Source organism: Aquipluma nitroreducens, assembly GCF_009689585.1.
In the GTDB taxonomy this organism is placed as follows: Bacteria; Bacteroidota; Bacteroidia; order Bacteroidales; family Prolixibacteraceae; genus Aquipluma; species Aquipluma nitroreducens.
In genome coordinates, this window is record NZ_AP018694.1 from 4,373,146 (window position 1) to 4,389,772 (window position 16,627).

The following is a 16,627-nucleotide window of genomic DNA, read 5'->3' on the forward strand; positions in this document are numbered from 1 at the left end:
TTTAAAAGGTTATCTGAGCCAAATAATCGTAATGCTGACCTTTAAATACTTTTTTCAGTTTTAACTGATTTTTTTCAATCGCATTTTCCAGATTGTTCAAGTCGACATACAACCACGAAAAAGGATGACTTATCCAGTTTTTATATTCCGTTTGAAATGTCAGTTCTCCATAGTATTTGCCGGCTGAAATATCAATCAGGGCGGACCCGTCTTCCTCCTCAAACAAATAAATGAGGTCTGACGAGTCTATTAAAATTTGACCACCTGGATTTAGCAGCGTTTTCAGATGATGCAGCAACACTTCAAGTCCGCTCAAACTCCCGGCGATTCCTGTTCCGTTCATAAGCAGCAATATGGTATCGAAAGTTTGGCCGTTGAATTTAAAAATGTCTTGCTGAACGATTTTTGTGATGTTGCGGTCTTTTAAAACGTTGCAGCAAAGTGCCGAAGTTTCGAGAGCGGTAACTTCAAACCCTTTTTGTTGCAGGTAACCCGAATGTGGCCCGGCACAGGCTCCCACATCAAGAATAGTTCCGGAGCAAAGGCTCATGGCTTTTTTTTCCAGCGCAGGCATCTGTTTATACGTCCTGAACAAGTAGGAGGTATCGATGGTGTCGTCATCAAAATCGTCGGAATGAACGATGATGGGCTGGTTGATGGAATGATAATGAAAGTCATAGACAGCTCTTCCAATGGGGTCATCAAAATGTGGGCTCATACTTTCGTTTTCCATGAATTAAACTTCGGCTAATTTTCGCTCAAATTTAAAACATGTTTTTTGTTTTTGGGAGTAAATGTAGAATCCTTCTGCCGATCCTTCGCCAATTACAACAATCTTTGAATCTGGCATGTTCCTTGAAAAGTCGACAATTTCATCGAGATTCAGGTTGTTCTTTTGAATCCATTTAGAGGTTAAAAAATCTCCAAGGCGCCATCTGCTGCCATTTGTCTCAGCTTCTTCAAAAAACTTTAGAGCTGTTTCGAAATCAATTGCAATAAAATGAGACATGTTCTATGTGTATGATTGAGCTAATTTAAGGCAAAGCAAGGTGAAAAAAAAACATTATCAAAGAAATCATGACTTCAATGCCTTAGGTTTAATATTTTATTAGTGCAACAAAAAAGCCGGCTAATAACTTAACCGGCTTTGCTTAAATATGTTTGTGTTAGAATTTATATCCTAGCGTAAAAATGATATTGTCTTGTGTTGTAGCGTATTTGGCCATTTCAGGAGAACCTGGGTAAAGTTTTAAGTTTTCGTCATTCATAATGTGCTTAATTGTTGCATCAAAGAATACGTTACCCTGTCTGAATCCAAAACCTCCGGCAACAGTTGAATACGATGTATTACTATTCATATTTGTTGTATTCAGGTATGCTGTTTTGTAAACACTTGGATAATTTTCGTATCCTGCACGAAGGCTGAAATTCTTGTTAACACGGTATTCGCCACCAATGTGAAGATTCCCTACTCTTTTATAGGCATTTTGAATGGTTTGATTCTGGCTATAAAAGTCGTAACCATCGCTCCCGTTTTTGATTTTGACGGTTGAATAGTCAACAATTTCATAATCGACACTAATTAAACCTGATTTCCCAATGACATAAGCTCCGCTTAAAATGGCTTTCATTGGAGTTTCAATTTCGTAATCGTAAACACCTGCTTTATCAGGAGAAATCGGGTTTCCGTTGTTGTAAGTTGATGCCGACATACTGCTGTCATACTCATCGTTGAACTTGTAGAAAGTTGGAGTATGGAAAGCCAAACCTAATCTCAGGTTTTCAGTTGGTTTGTAGATTGCTCCAATTTTCAAATTGAACCCACTGCCTGTTGTTTTTAAATAGGTATTGAAGTTTAAATCATTAAAATAATCAATGTTATTTTTAGCATCCCATTCGTATAGGTTTGCATTTTCTTTGAAATAAACATCGTGAATTCCGATTGTTCCACCAAGGTAGAATTTGTGGTTGAAGTTAGCCCCAAACGAAATCAGATATTCGTTGATGTAGCCTCTCCGGTCGGTCGATTTTCGCTGCGATTGCCCATATCCGGCATCTTTAACGTCGTTAAAATATTCTTTGGCATTATCATCATGGTTAATCAAATAAGTATCCCATGCCAGTCTTTCATAGTATGGATCCAGAGTAGCATCCTCGTTTCCGAATATATTGTCATAATCGGCATTCATGTTGTCTGTAAAATAGCTCAGGATTGAATTGTTCGAATTTGCACCTTCAGCAAGTGAATTCATCGAGAAACTCCCCAATTTATTGAAGCCCAAACCAAAGCTAAAACTTACCAAGCCCGATTCGCTATTCGATCCGGTAGGAATAGTGGTTACATAGCCAAGATTATCGATTCCGATATTGTATTTTGAATCAGTGGATGTACTTCCAAGGTAAGTTCCATCAACACTAATTTTTCCGAAGGATGGAGTAAAAGTAAATTCTCCTGAACGGTAGACTGCAACACCTGCCGGATTGATACTCAAGGAAGTGAAATCGCCACCCAACGCGCCAAATGCATTTCCCATGGCTGCTGAACGGGCTGTACCACTTATTTTGTAGTTTGAATATCGTAAAGCATCTTGCAAATCCTGCGCGAAAGCACTGAATGTAATCAGCAGGATACTAAGGGTATATACTAATTTTTTCATGTTTTCTGTATTAATTGTTTGTTTGAATTCAGATGTTATTTTAGTAGTTCAATATTATCTTCTATGGCCAGAACCTCCGCCACCACCTGAGCTGCCGCCACTGGAGCTTCCACCTGATGAACCGCCACTTGAGCTGCTTCCACCTCCAAAGGACGATGAACCACCAGATGAACTTCTTGCCGGAGCACTATAGGTTGAACCTGAATTGCCCGAAGATCTGTTGTAGCTTGAAGAACTCCTGGCTCCGGTAGAACTTGAACCTGTAGAATAAGATGAACTTGAACGATAAGTCTGTCTCATACTTGAAGAACTTCTGGGTTGAGTATAGCTCTGATTTTGACTGCTTGAGTTTGCACTTCTTAATGCTGGCTGATTATAAGCACCTGCAGTACGCGGACGTGTATAGCTGTTACTATTGTAATTCGATTGATTAACAATTCTTGGTTTGTTGTAGCTTGGCGTATAATTCTGGCTCTGTCTTACAACTCTTCCCTGGTCATAGGTTCTTCCGGTGGTTGAAGGTTCATACGATCTTCTTGTACTTCCTGAAGTCACATTTTGTTGTGCTTGAGAATTAACTTGCCTTCCGGTATTTGATCTGCGGTCGTTTACAGTCGTTGCGCTTTTCGTATCCTGATTGTCACCAGTTGCATTAATGGAGCGCGTTCTTGAATGACTGTTGTCGATTGTGCTGTTTGAATTCGCTCTTCCTGTATTTACGGTTGATCTCTCTCCGTTTGCTGATTTGGTATAGCCAGTACTGGTATTTGGCAGGTTCATGTCGGTTGATCTTCTTCTGGCAACCTGGTGATTGTTGTAGAAACCACCACCACTACCGTAGTACCCATTGTAGTAGCCGTTATAATAACCGTTGTAGTAGCCGCCATATCCACCTCCCCAATATCCACCAAATCCAAATGAAAAGGGTGAATAATAACCGCCATAATAACTGTATGGATAACCAAAGCCACCATACCATCCATTATATCCTAAGCCATATCCCATTCCATAATATCCTGAATACCATGGTGAGTAATAACCGCCATACATCCAATCATCGTAGAAAAAGGGATTGTAGTAATATGGGTTGTGAAATCTTCCGATTCGGTAAGCAAAATCAAGATCGTTGTCGTTTTCGTCGTAATAGTTATTTATAACGTATTTAACATCGTCGTCGTTGTAGTAAGCAGTTGTGTCAGATTCGGCCAATTCCTGATTATCCATGTTGTAACTCTGATTATCCGGATTGCCGTTGTTGTCAGGCTGATAAATGTAGTTGTTCACAGAAGATGTGCCATCTGCATTACGATCCATCTGACTAAGAATTATTTTTTTGTCTCTGGTATCATTATTGCTAATTCTAGCTGATTTTTCGCTCGCCGGAGCTTCATTCTCAACAATAGCTACTGGTGGAACATCTGCGGGAGAGAAATAAATGTCATCATCATACGCTTTAGTCATATATGTCCCCGTAGTGCATGCGCTGACTAAAATTGCTAGAATTGAGATGACGGTAAGTTTGGTTTTCATAGTACACCCTCCTTTATAATGAATGATAATTTTACTTTCTTTGTAGGCATTAAAACTAATACGAAAAACGCAAATACCATACCAAAAGTTAAAAAATGGCAAAAGAATTGACTTCACGCAGCGAAAATTATTCACAGTGGTATAACGATCTGGTAGTCAAGGCAGATCTCGCTGATAATTCTGCGGTTAGAGGATGTATGGTGATAAAACCATACGGATATGCGATCTGGGAGAAGATGCAGGCACAGCTTGACAAGATGTTTAAAGAGACCGGACACGTAAATGCTTACTTCCCGTTATTTATCCCGAAATCTTTTTTTAGTAAGGAAGCCAGCCATGTGGAAGGCTTTGCTAAGGAGTGTGCTGTGGTTACGCACTACCGTTTAATGAACGATCCGAACGGTAAAGGCATCATTGTTGACCCGGATGCCAAATTGGAAGAAGAACTGATTGTACGACCAACTTCTGAAACAATTATTTGGAGTACCTATAAAACATGGATTCAATCTTATCGTGATTTACCTATTTTGGTTAACCAATGGGCAAATGTGGTACGATGGGAAATGCGTACCCGTTTATTTTTACGTACTGCTGAGTTTTTATGGCAGGAAGGACATACAGCACATGCAACCAGTCAGGAAGCAATGGAAGAAGCAGAACGAATGGTAAATGTGTATGCCACTTTTGTTGAAGAATTTATGGCTTTGCCTGTAATTAAGGGATCTAAATCGGCCAACGAACGTTTTGCCGGAGCGCTCGAAACTTACACCATTGAAGCGTTGATGCAGGATGGAAAAGCTTTGCAGTCTGGGACTTCTCATTTTCTTGGTCAGAACTTTGCCAAAGCGTTTGATGTTCGTTTCACGAATAAAGAAGGGAAAGAAGATTTTGTTTGGGCAACTTCCTGGGGCGTTTCAACCCGATTGATGGGAGCCTTGATTATGGCTCATTCCGACGATAATGGATTGGTTTTGCCTCCAAAACTTGCGCCTTTTCAGGTGGTTATCGTTCCAATCTATAAACAGGATGAACAATTGGCCGCAATTTCAGAAAAAGTTGACAGCATCGTTTCCAAATTGAAAGCGCTTGGGATCTCGGTTAAATACGATAACAACGACACCAAAAAGCCAGGCTGGAAATTTGCCGAATATGAGTTGAAAGGTGTTCCGGTTCGTATTGCTATCGGTCCCCGCGATCTGGAAAATGGGACAGTAGAAGTTGCACGTCGCGATACACTTGAGAAACAAGTTGTTTCGATGGATGGGATCGAATTGTATATCCAACAATTATTGGATGCCATTCAGGAGAATATTTACAAGAAGGCATTTGATTATCGGACTGGAATGACAACTCCCGTTGAAACCTATGAAGAATTTAAAGAGGTTCTTCAAAATAAAGGCGGATTTATTTCTGCCCACTGGGATGGTACTCCCGAGACCGAACAAGCCATTAAAGACGAAACCAAAGCAACAATCCGCTGCATTCCGTTTGATCAGGTTCCTGAAGAAGGCAAATGTATTTACTCAGGAAAGCCATCAAAAGGTCGTGTATTATTTGCATTGGCATACTAAAAGTTTAAAATCAGATAGAAGAAAAGCAGTCAAAGTTGGCTGCTTTTCTTATTTTTATGGGATTATTAAACGAAATCTATGAGTGCAAAGAAAAAAGTTGTTAATCAGTTAGATGGAATGATCCTTAAAACTAACCTTAAACAAGAGGTTTACCAAAAGGCAGTTGGTTCGTTTGCCTTGTTGAAGGAAGTTCTGAAAGAATTAGCTGATGATTACCGGAATAAACTAAAAGATAAGGTTGACGACAGTGTCTTACCTGTTTATCAGGAAAAAGGACCTTTTGAAGCCGAATTTAGGTTGGGTGGAGATATGCTTATTTTTAGCATGCATTCCAACGTATTTGTTTTCAATCGTGAACATCCAATCTGGAAATTGGATTACATCAAAGCGAATCCATTAAACTCGTATTGCGGTGTTTTTAATATATACAACTTCCTGACTGATAGTTTTAAGTATAACCGAATGGAAGATTTGGGGTATCTAATAGCCCGGATTTTTATAAACCGTGAGAACCACTTCTTTGTTGAAGGTAAACGCCAATCGACTGAGCTTGTTAAAGATTTTGAAAGTGACGAGATGTCCAAGAAATACATGAAGGAAATTATCGAAACTGCAGTTCAGTATGCTATTGATTTCGACTTGCTGGTTCCACCTTACGATCAGGTAAAAATTGTTACTGTTGACCAGATGAATGCAGAAATTAATAATTCGAAAATTCAGACAGGCAAACGATTAGGCTTTAAATTTAATTCTGACGACGTTTAGAAAATTGATTATTTATAACTGATGAATGATGATTGTCTTCAATAGATCATTCATTTTACTTCAATAAAAATGGAACAAGTTTTAGACAGATTTTTAAGATATGCAAAGGTTTTTACCACTTCAGATCCTGAAAGTGAAACCTTCCCAAGTACCAGTCGACAATTGATTTTTGCTGACCAATTAGCAGACGAATTGCGCAAAATTGGCTTAGCCGAAGTTACCCGTAACGAATTTGGTTATGTTACCGCTACCTTGCCTTCAAATCAGGATAAGGCAGCGCCAGTAATTGGCTTTATTTCTCACATGGATACCAGTCCCGATTATTCAGGCGAAAATGTGAATCCTCAAATTGTAAAAAATTATCAGGGTCAGAAATTGGTGTTGGATTCCGACTTGGATTTGAATTTAAGTCCGCTTGATTTTCCGGAGTTACTGAAATATGTGGGTCAGGATTTGATAACTACCGATGGGAAAACTTTGCTCGGTGCCGACGATAAAGCTGGCTTGGCCGAAATCGTTTCTGCAATGGATTATTTGATTCGTTATCCTGAAATTAAACACGGTAAAATCAGGATTTGCTTTACGCCTGACGAAGAGGTGGGACATGGAGCCGATCATTTTGATGTTGCTAATTTTGGAGCCGACTTTGCTTATACGCTTGACGGGGGTGAAATTGGTGAACTTGAATATGAAAATTTCAATGCCGCCGGAGCAAAAATTGCAATAAAAGGCCGAAGCGTTCATCCCGGATCAGCTAAAAACCAAATGATTAATTCAATTTTGGTTGCGCACCAGATTATTCATGCCTTGCCTCCTGATCAACGGCCGGAGCACACTGAAGGCTATGAAGGTTTTTTTCATCTCACATCTTTTGAAGGCAATATTTCACTTACGAAAATGGAATACATCATTCGCGATCACGATCTGGTCAAGTTTGAAGCCAAGAAAAAACTGATGAAAGAAATCTGTGGATTGATTAATCTTCGCTATGGACAAGGAACTGTGTCGCTTGAAATGCACGACCAGTATTACAACATGAAGCTAAAAGTGGAGCCGGTGAAATACATCGTTGATATAGCTGAACAGGCGATGAAAGATGTTGGCGTTTCTCCAAAAATAAAAGCTATCCGCGGAGGAACCGACGGCGCCCGGCTTTCGTGGGATGGTTTGCCTTGCCCCAATATTTTTGCCGGAGGACACAATTTTCATGGCCCATACGAATTTGTTCCGGTACAATCGATGCAAAAAGCAGTTGAGGTGATTGTACGAATCGCCGAGTTGGTAGCAAAATTATAACGTTTAGACGAAGGTAGAGACGCCATGCATGGCGTCTCTACGCATCACCCATAATAAACCCATTTTCATGGTCGAGCAATTTCTGAAATACATTCACACCGAGAAGCTGTTTCATTCGTCGCAGCGAATTTTGCTGGCGGTGAGTGGCGGTGCAGATTCAATGCTCATGTTGCATTTATTCACCAATGCCGGGTTTTCTGTGGCTGTTGCTCATTGTAATTTCGGTTTGCGTGGTGGCGAATCGGATGGCGATGAACAGTTCGTTGCGGAATATTGCGACAAACACAACCTGGCCTTTTATGTGAAGCATTTTAATACGCAAGACTATGCCATGGAGAAAGGTATTTCGATTGAAATGGCCGCCCGCGACCTTCGCTATGCCTGGTTTGATGGTTTGCTTTCCAAACACAATCTGGATCTTCTTGCAACTGCACATCATCAGGACGATGTAATTGAAACTTTTCTGATCAACCTTTCCAGAGGAAGCGGAATAAAGGGGTTGAGCGGCATTCAGCCCAAATCGGGAAAGATTATTCGTCCGATGCTTTTTACCAACCGGACTGAAATACTGGAGTATTGCCAACGATTAAAAATTGAATTCCGGACTGATTCCAGTAATGTTGATACCGTTTACAAACGAAATCTGATTCGTCAGCAAATATTGCCTTTGCTTGAGCAGGTGAATCCAGCTTTCCGGCGAAATGCCATGAAAACTGTTGGGAATCTGCATGAAACAGGTCAGCTTTTTCAGCAGCGGATGAGCGAGATCAAAACCTGGGTTTACTCGGAAGATGACCAGGGAGCTATGATTCACATCGACAAGCTGCTGACACTTTATCCGCTTCGGACTATTTTGTTTGAGCTGATCCGCGAATTTGGCTTTCAGGCTGAGCAGGTTGACGATATCATCGATTCGCTGACCAAAGAATCGGGACGTCAATTTTTCTCAGGTGAGTACCGTTTGGTGAAAGATCGAGAATATTTGCTCATTTCGCCATTCCTGTCGAAACAAGATCAGGTTTTCTACATTGAAGAGAATTGTCTCAAAATAAACTATCCCATCCATCTTTCGCTTGAAATAATTGATCGGAAACCTGATTTTCGATTCTCCACCCATCCGAATGTAGCCGATCTGGATTTAGATAAAGTGGTATTTCCGCTTATCTTGCGCCATTGGCAGGAGGGCGAGTATTTTCAGCCATTGGGCATGACGGGCATGAAAAAGCTGAGTGATTTCTTCGTTGATGAGAAATACTCCATTCCGGATAAAGAAAATATATGGATTTTAGCCAGTGGAAATCAACCGGTTTGGATTGTTGGCAAACGGCTGGATGACCGATTCAAGATTACCTCGATAACCAAACATATTCTCAGGATTAGGATGGAATAATCCCTTCACAAGTATAATCGGATTGTAGTAAGAGGTATATTTTTTACTGTTTTGCGTGCTTGCTGATCAAGTTTAGTAGATTACTCGTTTTGATAGGTTTTGAAACATAATCGTTACAGCCAGCTTCTATCGCTTTTTCATTGTCGCCACATAGGGCAAAGGCTGTTTGTGCAATAATAATTACATCGGTGTTAAATTGCCTGATTTGTCTCGTGGCTTCATAACCGTCCATTATTGGCATTTGAATATCCATTAGTATTAAATCGGTATCAGGATTTTCAAAACAAGCTCGAACGGCTTCTGTTCCGTTTTCTACAATGATTATTTCTCCTGCAATTTTCCGGATTATAATTGAAATGAGTTGGCTCGATGATTTATCGTCCTCGGCAATTATTATTTTTAATTTCTTTATCTGGTTTTCCTCGATTGGAGTCAGAACTTCTTGTCCAATATTGAATCCATTTTTTGATACCGGAAGATATGGAATGGTAAACCAAAATGTCGAACCTTTTCCTTCTTCGCTTTCAATCCATATTTTTCCGCCCAACATCTCGACATAAGCTTTCGAAATAGCCAATCCTAAACCGGCACCCTGGCGAGCCATCTTATCAACAACATCAACCTGAATAAAACGTTCAAAGATAGCGTCGTGCCTGTTTTGAGGAATCCCAATACCAGTGTCTTTTACGAAATATTGCAGAAACAATCCATGCCCGTTCTCTGCAATATCACAACCAAATTCAATAAATCCTTTTGAGGTATATTTGATTGAGTTTTTCACCAAATTGGTTAGTATAGCGTAAAGCTTTTCACGATCGGTCTCAACGATTGATTCGGGCGGCAATGAAACTTTTTTAAGCAATAATTGCAATCCCTTTTGTTCAACTTCTCTGTTAAAAAGCTTGTAAATAAATTCGAGTTGTTCGTTGATATTAGTCTCCAACAGAGTGGCCTTCATTTGTCCCGATTCTATTTTGGAGATATCAACAATATCGTTTATAATATTCAGCATTCGGGCGCCGCTTTTTTCTATAATTTTTATATATTCTTGTTGCTGTTCGCCTGTAAGATCGGGCTCTTTCAATAGTTCGGCGAAGCCAAGAATGCCGTTCATTGGTGTCCGGATTTCGTGGCTCATATTGGCCAGAAATGCCGATTTTAACCCATCGCTTTCCTCTGCTCGTTTTAGCGCTTCTATTAATTCCAGCTCGGCCTGTTTTCTTTGTTCTATTTCCTGTTCAAGTTGTGAGGCATAAATCCTGATTTTCATTTCGGCTTCTTCGCTTTTAATCATACGATCCTCCATTTTGCGAATAAGGGTTTCGTTGTATTCCTTCAGCATAGAGACTTCGGATGATTCAGGTATTAGCGATCCCTGAATTTTACCATTTCGGAATTCTGATAATACTTGCTCAATTATGTTCATGAAATCTTCAGGCTCCTGAGGTTTTATGATAAATCTATCGGCTCCAAGACTTAAAGCAAATTCTCCGTCTTTGGGATGCGTGTATGTGGCAGTGTAAAAAATAAATGGAATGTTTTTTAGTGTGTCATCCTTTTTCCATTCGCGGCAAAGGGTATAACCATCCATAACGGGCATCAGGATGTCAGCAATAATTAGATCTGGTGGTTCTTTCAAGCCAAGGCCAAGTGCTTCGGCACCATTGTTTGCCGTAACGGTTGCATAACCATATCCTTTGAGTAAGGATTCCAGTAAATACAGGTTTTCTTTTATGTCATCAACAATTAGGACTCGTTTCATAATTGATTCCTCCTTTGCAAAAGTTCTTCAGAAAAATGGGATTCCATCCGTTGTATAAAATTATCAGGATCGATCGGTTTTTCAATATAGCCAGTTGCCCCGGAAGCCATCGCTTTTTCGCGGTCGCCAACCATGGCATGAGAAGTGACTGCGATAATCGGAATCGTGTTGAGATCCTTCCTGTTCCTTAACTCCTGAGCAATCTGATATCCATCCATTTCAGGCAGTTGAATATCCAGTAATATCACATCTGGCAGGCAATTCATTGCAGCTTTAATTCCGTCTAAACCGTTGAATGCCTGAAATACTTCATAATTATTCTTTTCGAGCAAAAAACTGAGCATATACATGTTTTGTTCGTTGTCTTCAATAATTAATGCCTTTAACTTCATATTCATTTTTTTTATCACATCAGTTAATTGTTCTCAAGAGGTAACCTGATACTAAAAGTACTACCTTTTGCAAGCTCTGATTCAACCGAAATCGATCCGCCCAACATGGTCATCAGCTTTTTACTGATAGAAAGTCCTAATCCGGTACCTTCGTGTTTCCGAGCTATTCCCGAATCGATTTGTATAAATGGTTTAAACAACTTTTGTATCTGATTTTCTTCGATTCCCAAGCCGGTATCAATTACCATGACTACCAGTTGGTTGCTCTGTAAAAACGCTTCCACTTTCACTGATCCAACTTCGGTAAATTTCAATGCATTATTTACCAGATTGATAATAACCTGCTGTATCCGGAACTGGTCACTGGTAATTTCAGGCAGCTCTGGTTCAATCGAGGCTGTTAAAAGTAAATTTTTGCTGGTGGCAAATGGTTTTGACAGGTCGACGACGTTTTGAATAACTTCCGAAATTTTAAATCTGTCGGTACTCAAATTTAACTGGCCAGCCTCAATTTTCGATAAATCAAGAATATCGTTTATCAGCGATAAAAGGTGCCGACCACTTTTCTGGGTCATCCGGAGTTGTTTTTTCTGCTCGTCGTTCAATGGTCCAGGTAATTCCTGAAGCAACATTCCGGTAAACCCAATGATCGAGTTTAATGGTGTGCGAAGTTCGTGCGACATGGTAGCCAAAAAAGCTGATTTTAATTGATCGGCCGATTCAGCTCGTTCTTTGGCTATTTCTAACTCGGCAGTGCGTTCTTCAACCATATTTTCCAAATGCTTGCGGTACCTTTCCAATTCCAACTCGGCCAGTTTTCGATCGGTTATATCGGTTACTACAGCAATGCGGGCATCTCGTTCCATATAATCCAAATCGTGAGAAGTTGCGATAATCGAAATAACCGAGCCATCTTTCCTGATGTGATGCCATTCGCCTGCATAGGCATGCCCATGTAAGTCTCGAGCTACCTTAACAATAGCATCTTTTTCTTCATCCGGGTAAAGATCGGGTAATTGCATGGTTAACACTTCATCGATAGAAAACCCATACTGTTTTATAAATGCTTCGTTGACGGCAAGAAATTTTAATGTTTCCGTATCATAAATTAGTAATGGAACTGGATTTCGCTCAAATAGAAACCGATATTTTTCTTCGTTTAGCCTTAGCAATTCTTCAGCCTGTTTTCTTTCTGTAATGTCCCAGAAAATTCCCTGAATACCAATAATGGAGCCATTCCCATCTTTAACAGGAACCTTAACCACTTGTGTCCAGTAAGGTTGTCCGGCCCGGGTCTCGCATACTTCGGTTTCCAATAGTTTGCCTGCTGCTAAAAATGCAGAATCCTCTTTCCGATATTTTTCAGCCAGGTCAATTGGAAAGAAGTCATAATCAGTTTTTCCGGCGATCTCAGACGATTGGATATTTAACTCTCTTGCAAAATTTTCATTACAGGAGACAAAAATCAAGTCACTATTTTTTACAAAAATTTTCTGAGGCAGATTTTCGAGTAATGAACGATGTTTGATTAGGCTTTCATACAGACTTAATTGCATTTTTTTTCGCTCATAAATTACAGAAGAAAGCACAAGAAATGTAATTGCCACAATGCCAACAAAACTTTGAATGACAAGTATTGATTCGTTTTGCTGAAGTGCATTATTAATCGTGTGATGTATACTTGCCCATAATGCTAATCCACTTATTATTAAAACAAACACACTCGTTTCGAATTTACCAAATCTGAATATAGACCATAACAAAACAGGTATAAACAGGTAAATTAGGTTATAAATCGTAAAAAATATCAAATAGGATGTAAGACCTAATACAACAATAAATCCTGCTAATTCCGTAAATTTCAGGTAGTTCCATTCTTTAAATTTATATTTACTCCAGTTTATAATGATAGGTGCCAAAATCAGAATACCCAATGCATCTCCAAACCACCAATTTGAAAGCAGGTGATCAAAAATTTCCCAATGATTTGTAAAAATGCAAAACGAGAAAGAACCAACAATAGCTGCAATAAGAGGTGCTAGTAAAGCGCCGAAGAAGATGAAAAGTGTTGTTCCTTTCAATGTTTCCAATGGGTTTGGATTGTTGGAGAAACGGGAAATTAACCATACTCCGGCAAGAGCTTCCAACGTATTGCCCGTTGCTGTAATGATAGAAAGAAAAAATATAGAACTGAATGATAATCCGGAAACGGTTAGCACCTGAATATTTGCCAATAATGCACCTAGAAAAACGGCTGGCCAAGCCCGGTATCCTACAAGTAAAATTGCCGCCAGGGCAATCCCTGATGGCATCCATACCGGTGATGCATTAGTGCCTTCAAATGCGAAAATCAAACCCAATTTTGCCGTTGAGTAATAACTCAAAGCGATTAAAATCAGCGAGATGAACCAATGCCATTTATTCGCAGGTGTTGATTTAGTTTTTTCCATTACAAATGAGTGAAGTATCCTATTGTCGAAATAAGTATCGTGAATACTGAAATAAGCTAACTCTTTTTTATTTGTCAAAACGAAAAAGAATTGGACTGTATACGACCATTTTCAAATTAAGAAACATACATGATTCGTGAAGCTAATCGTTCATGGATCACTCTGGTTAAATTTGGATTATGAGGAACAGATATCAAACTTATCTAATCAATCAGCCTATGCCTCTTTGACCCTTTCCAATCATTCATCATAAAGATGATATGGACACAACTAAAATAGCGAAATAGAATGGAAAATCCTACTGGAAATATTTTGTGAAAAGAGCCATGAGTAGAGCTCACTCAAGCACGAGGATACCTAGTTGGGAAATTCAATATGGCAATTAAAAAACAAATTATAGACATGTGAAATTAGCTTTTCTACAGCCAATTAATTCCCTTCTTCAGCAGCTCCTGAGTTTGTGCTTCGGGGCTTCCCGCTTCGGGTTGGTATTGATACACCCATTCCACTTCGGCAGGTAGACTCACCAAAATTGATTCGATGTTGCCATCGGATTCCAAGCCGAATTTGGTTCCACGGTCGTGAATCAGGTTGAACTCAACATAGCGTCCGCGACGTATTTTTTGCCATCTCTTCTGTGCTTCGGTAAACGATTTGTGCCCGTTGTCCTTCATTAATCGGCTGTAAATTACTGGGTAGATTCGCAGCAAATCAGATGTCAGATTCAACATTTTTTCAAGATCTGTTTCATTGGCAGGTTGGATGCGGTCGAAAAATATTCCCCCAATACCGCGCGTTTCTTGTCGATGGGTCAGGTAAAAGTAATTGTCAGCCCAGGTTTTCCATTCCGGATAAAATGAAGTATCGTATTTGTCACAGATGTTCTTAATCGTTTGATGAAACCAACGAGCTTCTTCCGGATTAATGTAAGTAGGAGTGAGGTCGATTCCGCCGCCAAACCACGATGAGCCATTGTCGAGACTGAAATGTCGTACATTCATGTGAATGGTTGGTACAAAAGGATTACCGGAATGAAGAATCGACGAAACACCTGTAGCGGCAAACGAAGAAGCACTTTCGCCCAGGAGTCTGGCCATGTTGTCGTTATAACTACCGCTTACATGAGAAAAGTTAACACCTGCTTTTTCAATGATCGAACCGTTTTGCATAACACAAGTCAAGCCCGAACCTATTTCTTTTTCCCAGTTGTCTTCAGTAAATTTTCCTGTTCCGTCGGCTTCTTCCAACGTTTGGCAAATGGTTTTTTGTATGCTTTTGTAAAGAGCGGCGGTTTTCGATACGTTCACAGTTGTCGTGTTTTTATATTATACATGTCCGTCAGCTGAAGCAGACGGCAAAGAATAGCTCAATTCTGATTAATAGTTCAAATATCCTTAGCCGTTTGCCTTTAGGCAGCGGACATGAGAATAAAAATCAATGAATCTTGCTAATCAGTTCTTCGGCTATGCTGCGCCCTTGTTTCACACGATCAGCCATTCCAATCCCATCGCGGATGTTTCCGGCTAAAATCAGCCCGGGGTATTTCTGCTGAAGCTGTTCAATCATTTCGAAACGTTCCTTCGAACTTTCGGTATATTGTGGGATGGCTTTCGGATAGCGGTGAATCCGTATCATATCCGGGCTCAGGCTTCGGTTGCTCATCATTCGCGGAAGATCCTTGTTCAGAAGCGCTTCAATCTCATCATTATCCATTTTTGCGATATCCGGACGTTTGGTTCCTCCCATGAAAACAGACAACAGTGCACCACCTTCAGGAGCGCGGCCTTTAAAGAACGACGAGGTAAATAACACACCAAGTATATTTTTGTTTTCCTTTCCGGGAACCAAACCGCCAAACGCATTCAGCGACATGCCTTTCCATTTTTTAAATCCAAGCAGAACCTGTGTAACCTCAGCATATTTTAAGTTATTGAATGGCGCAACTTCGTTCTCGTTCAGAAACGGTAAAAAGCCGGTCAAGGCGTATCCTCCGCAAGTGGTGACCAAATGCGAAGTTTCGAGGGTAAATAAATGTTCAGGAGTGGTTACCTGTAACTGAAATCCATTTGCAATAGGTTTCACCATGGTCTCAGCTGATAACAGAATATTTTCAGTTCCTACAGCCACGGTGAGCGCTTCAATTAGCCGACCTAGACCTCCCTTGGCCGAAAATACTTCTTTGGTTGCTTTCTTGTCGCGGTCGGTTTTCGGAAGTTTGGCCTTTTTCATGGCTCCTTTAATGAAACTACCGTATTCCTGCTCCAGATTATAAAGCTTGGGCATCGCATATTTTGTGACCAGTTTCGTCGGGTCACCGGCGTAAATTCCAGAGATGAACGGATCGATTGCATAATCCAAATAGCTTTGTCCCATGCGTCGTTTAACCAAATTCGCCAGTGTTTCATTTGGATTGTTACCTTTTTTGCGGAAAGGTTCGCCCAATATCCTGAATTTATCGTACCAGGTAAAAAGTGGCGTACCAACGGCCGATATTAATCCTGAAGGCAAAGCGTGCCATGCCTGGTTTTTCCAGATCAGGCGTCGTTTGGCGCTGGGATCAGCAATTTCAAGTTCGCATTTCCCGGCAAGTTCTTCAAATAATTCAGTCATTTCAGGACATGAAACTACCCCGGTATTTGGACCAGTTTCGTAAACAAAACCCTTTTCGCTGATGGTTTGAATCACCCCTCCGGTTTTGGCCGATTTTTCGATGATTTTAAAATCGATTCCTGCTTTTTTTAGATATAGTGCCATTGTTAGACCGGTCAATCCGGCACCAATAATAACGACTTCGGGTTTGAGCGATTCAGCCAT

At 40.3% G+C, this 16,627-nt stretch carries 13 protein-coding genes; 4 read left to right on the plus strand and 9 right to left on the minus strand.

Annotation, left to right across the window (positions count from 1 at the left end):
- Window position 1: 1 nt before the first annotated feature.
- From AQPE_RS18310 to AQPE_RS18325, 4 genes are all read right to left on the minus strand, one after another.
- The gene (locus tag AQPE_RS18310) at window positions 2-733 is read right to left on the minus strand and encodes a class I SAM-dependent methyltransferase (RefSeq protein ID WP_318347942.1); all 732 of its coding nucleotides are present in this window, start codon (window positions 731-733) and stop codon (window positions 2-4) included.
- A 3-nt stretch (window positions 734-736) separates the two neighbouring features.
- Window positions 737-1,009 (minus strand): hypothetical protein, encoded by a 273-nt coding sequence (locus AQPE_RS18315; RefSeq protein ID WP_318347943.1) that lies wholly within the window; start codon window positions 1,007-1,009, stop codon window positions 737-739.
- A 157-nt stretch (window positions 1,010-1,166) separates the two neighbouring features.
- Window positions 1,167-2,657, minus strand: a complete 1,491-nt coding sequence (locus AQPE_RS18320) for an OmpP1/FadL family transporter (RefSeq protein ID WP_318347944.1) — start codon at window positions 2,655-2,657, stop codon at window positions 1,167-1,169.
- Between the two features lie 54 nt (window positions 2,658-2,711).
- The gene (locus AQPE_RS18325) at window positions 2,712-4,187 is read right to left on the minus strand and encodes a hypothetical protein (RefSeq protein WP_318347945.1); all 1,476 of its coding nucleotides are present in this window, start codon (window positions 4,185-4,187) and stop codon (window positions 2,712-2,714) included.
- A 95-nt stretch (window positions 4,188-4,282) separates the two neighbouring features.
- Here AQPE_RS18325 and proS point away from each other — a divergent pair, with 95 nt between their 5' ends.
- From proS to tilS, 4 genes are all read left to right on the plus strand, one after another.
- Entirely contained in the window at window positions 4,283-5,758 is a 1,476-nt protein-coding gene (gene proS, locus AQPE_RS18330; RefSeq protein ID WP_318347946.1) for a proline--tRNA ligase, read from the plus strand.
- A gap of 78 nt (window positions 5,759-5,836) precedes the next feature.
- Window positions 5,837-6,523, plus strand: coding sequence for a hypothetical protein (locus AQPE_RS18335; RefSeq protein ID WP_318347947.1), 687 nt, complete (start codon window positions 5,837-5,839; stop codon window positions 6,521-6,523).
- 69 nt (window positions 6,524-6,592) lie between these two features.
- Window positions 6,593-7,819: a peptidase T gene (gene pepT / locus AQPE_RS18340; protein ID WP_318347948.1), complete on the plus strand. Its 1,227-nt coding sequence runs from the start codon at window positions 6,593-6,595 to the stop codon at window positions 7,817-7,819.
- Between the two features lie 67 nt (window positions 7,820-7,886).
- The gene (gene tilS / locus AQPE_RS18345; protein WP_318347949.1) at window positions 7,887-9,209 is read left to right on the plus strand and encodes a tRNA lysidine(34) synthetase TilS; all 1,323 of its coding nucleotides are present in this window, start codon (window positions 7,887-7,889) and stop codon (window positions 9,207-9,209) included.
- A 43-nt stretch (window positions 9,210-9,252) separates the two neighbouring features.
- On the opposite strand, the gene AQPE_RS18350 is transcribed toward tilS, so the two are convergent.
- The 5 genes from AQPE_RS18350 to hemG all read right to left on the minus strand — a co-directional run bounded on the left by AQPE_RS18350 (window position 9,253) and on the right by hemG (window position 16,627).
- Window positions 9,253-10,971: a response regulator gene (locus tag AQPE_RS18350; protein ID WP_318347950.1), complete on the minus strand. Its 1,719-nt coding sequence runs from the start codon at window positions 10,969-10,971 to the stop codon at window positions 9,253-9,255.
- Window positions 10,968-11,363, minus strand: coding sequence for a response regulator (locus AQPE_RS18355; RefSeq protein ID WP_318347951.1), 396 nt, complete (start codon window positions 11,361-11,363; stop codon window positions 10,968-10,970). The genes AQPE_RS18350 and AQPE_RS18355 overlap by 4 nt, the downstream gene beginning before the upstream one ends.
- Before the next feature lie 23 nt (window positions 11,364-11,386).
- The gene (locus AQPE_RS18360; RefSeq protein WP_318347952.1) at window positions 11,387-13,813 is read right to left on the minus strand and encodes an MASE1 domain-containing protein; all 2,427 of its coding nucleotides are present in this window, start codon (window positions 13,811-13,813) and stop codon (window positions 11,387-11,389) included.
- A gap of 419 nt (window positions 13,814-14,232) precedes the next feature.
- Entirely contained in the window at window positions 14,233-15,120 is an 888-nt protein-coding gene (gene hemF / locus AQPE_RS18365) for an oxygen-dependent coproporphyrinogen oxidase (protein WP_318347953.1), read from the minus strand.
- Window positions 15,121-15,247: 127 nt separating this feature from the next.
- Window positions 15,248-16,627: a protoporphyrinogen oxidase gene (gene hemG / locus AQPE_RS18370; protein ID WP_318347954.1), complete on the minus strand. Its 1,380-nt coding sequence runs from the start codon at window positions 16,625-16,627 to the stop codon at window positions 15,248-15,250.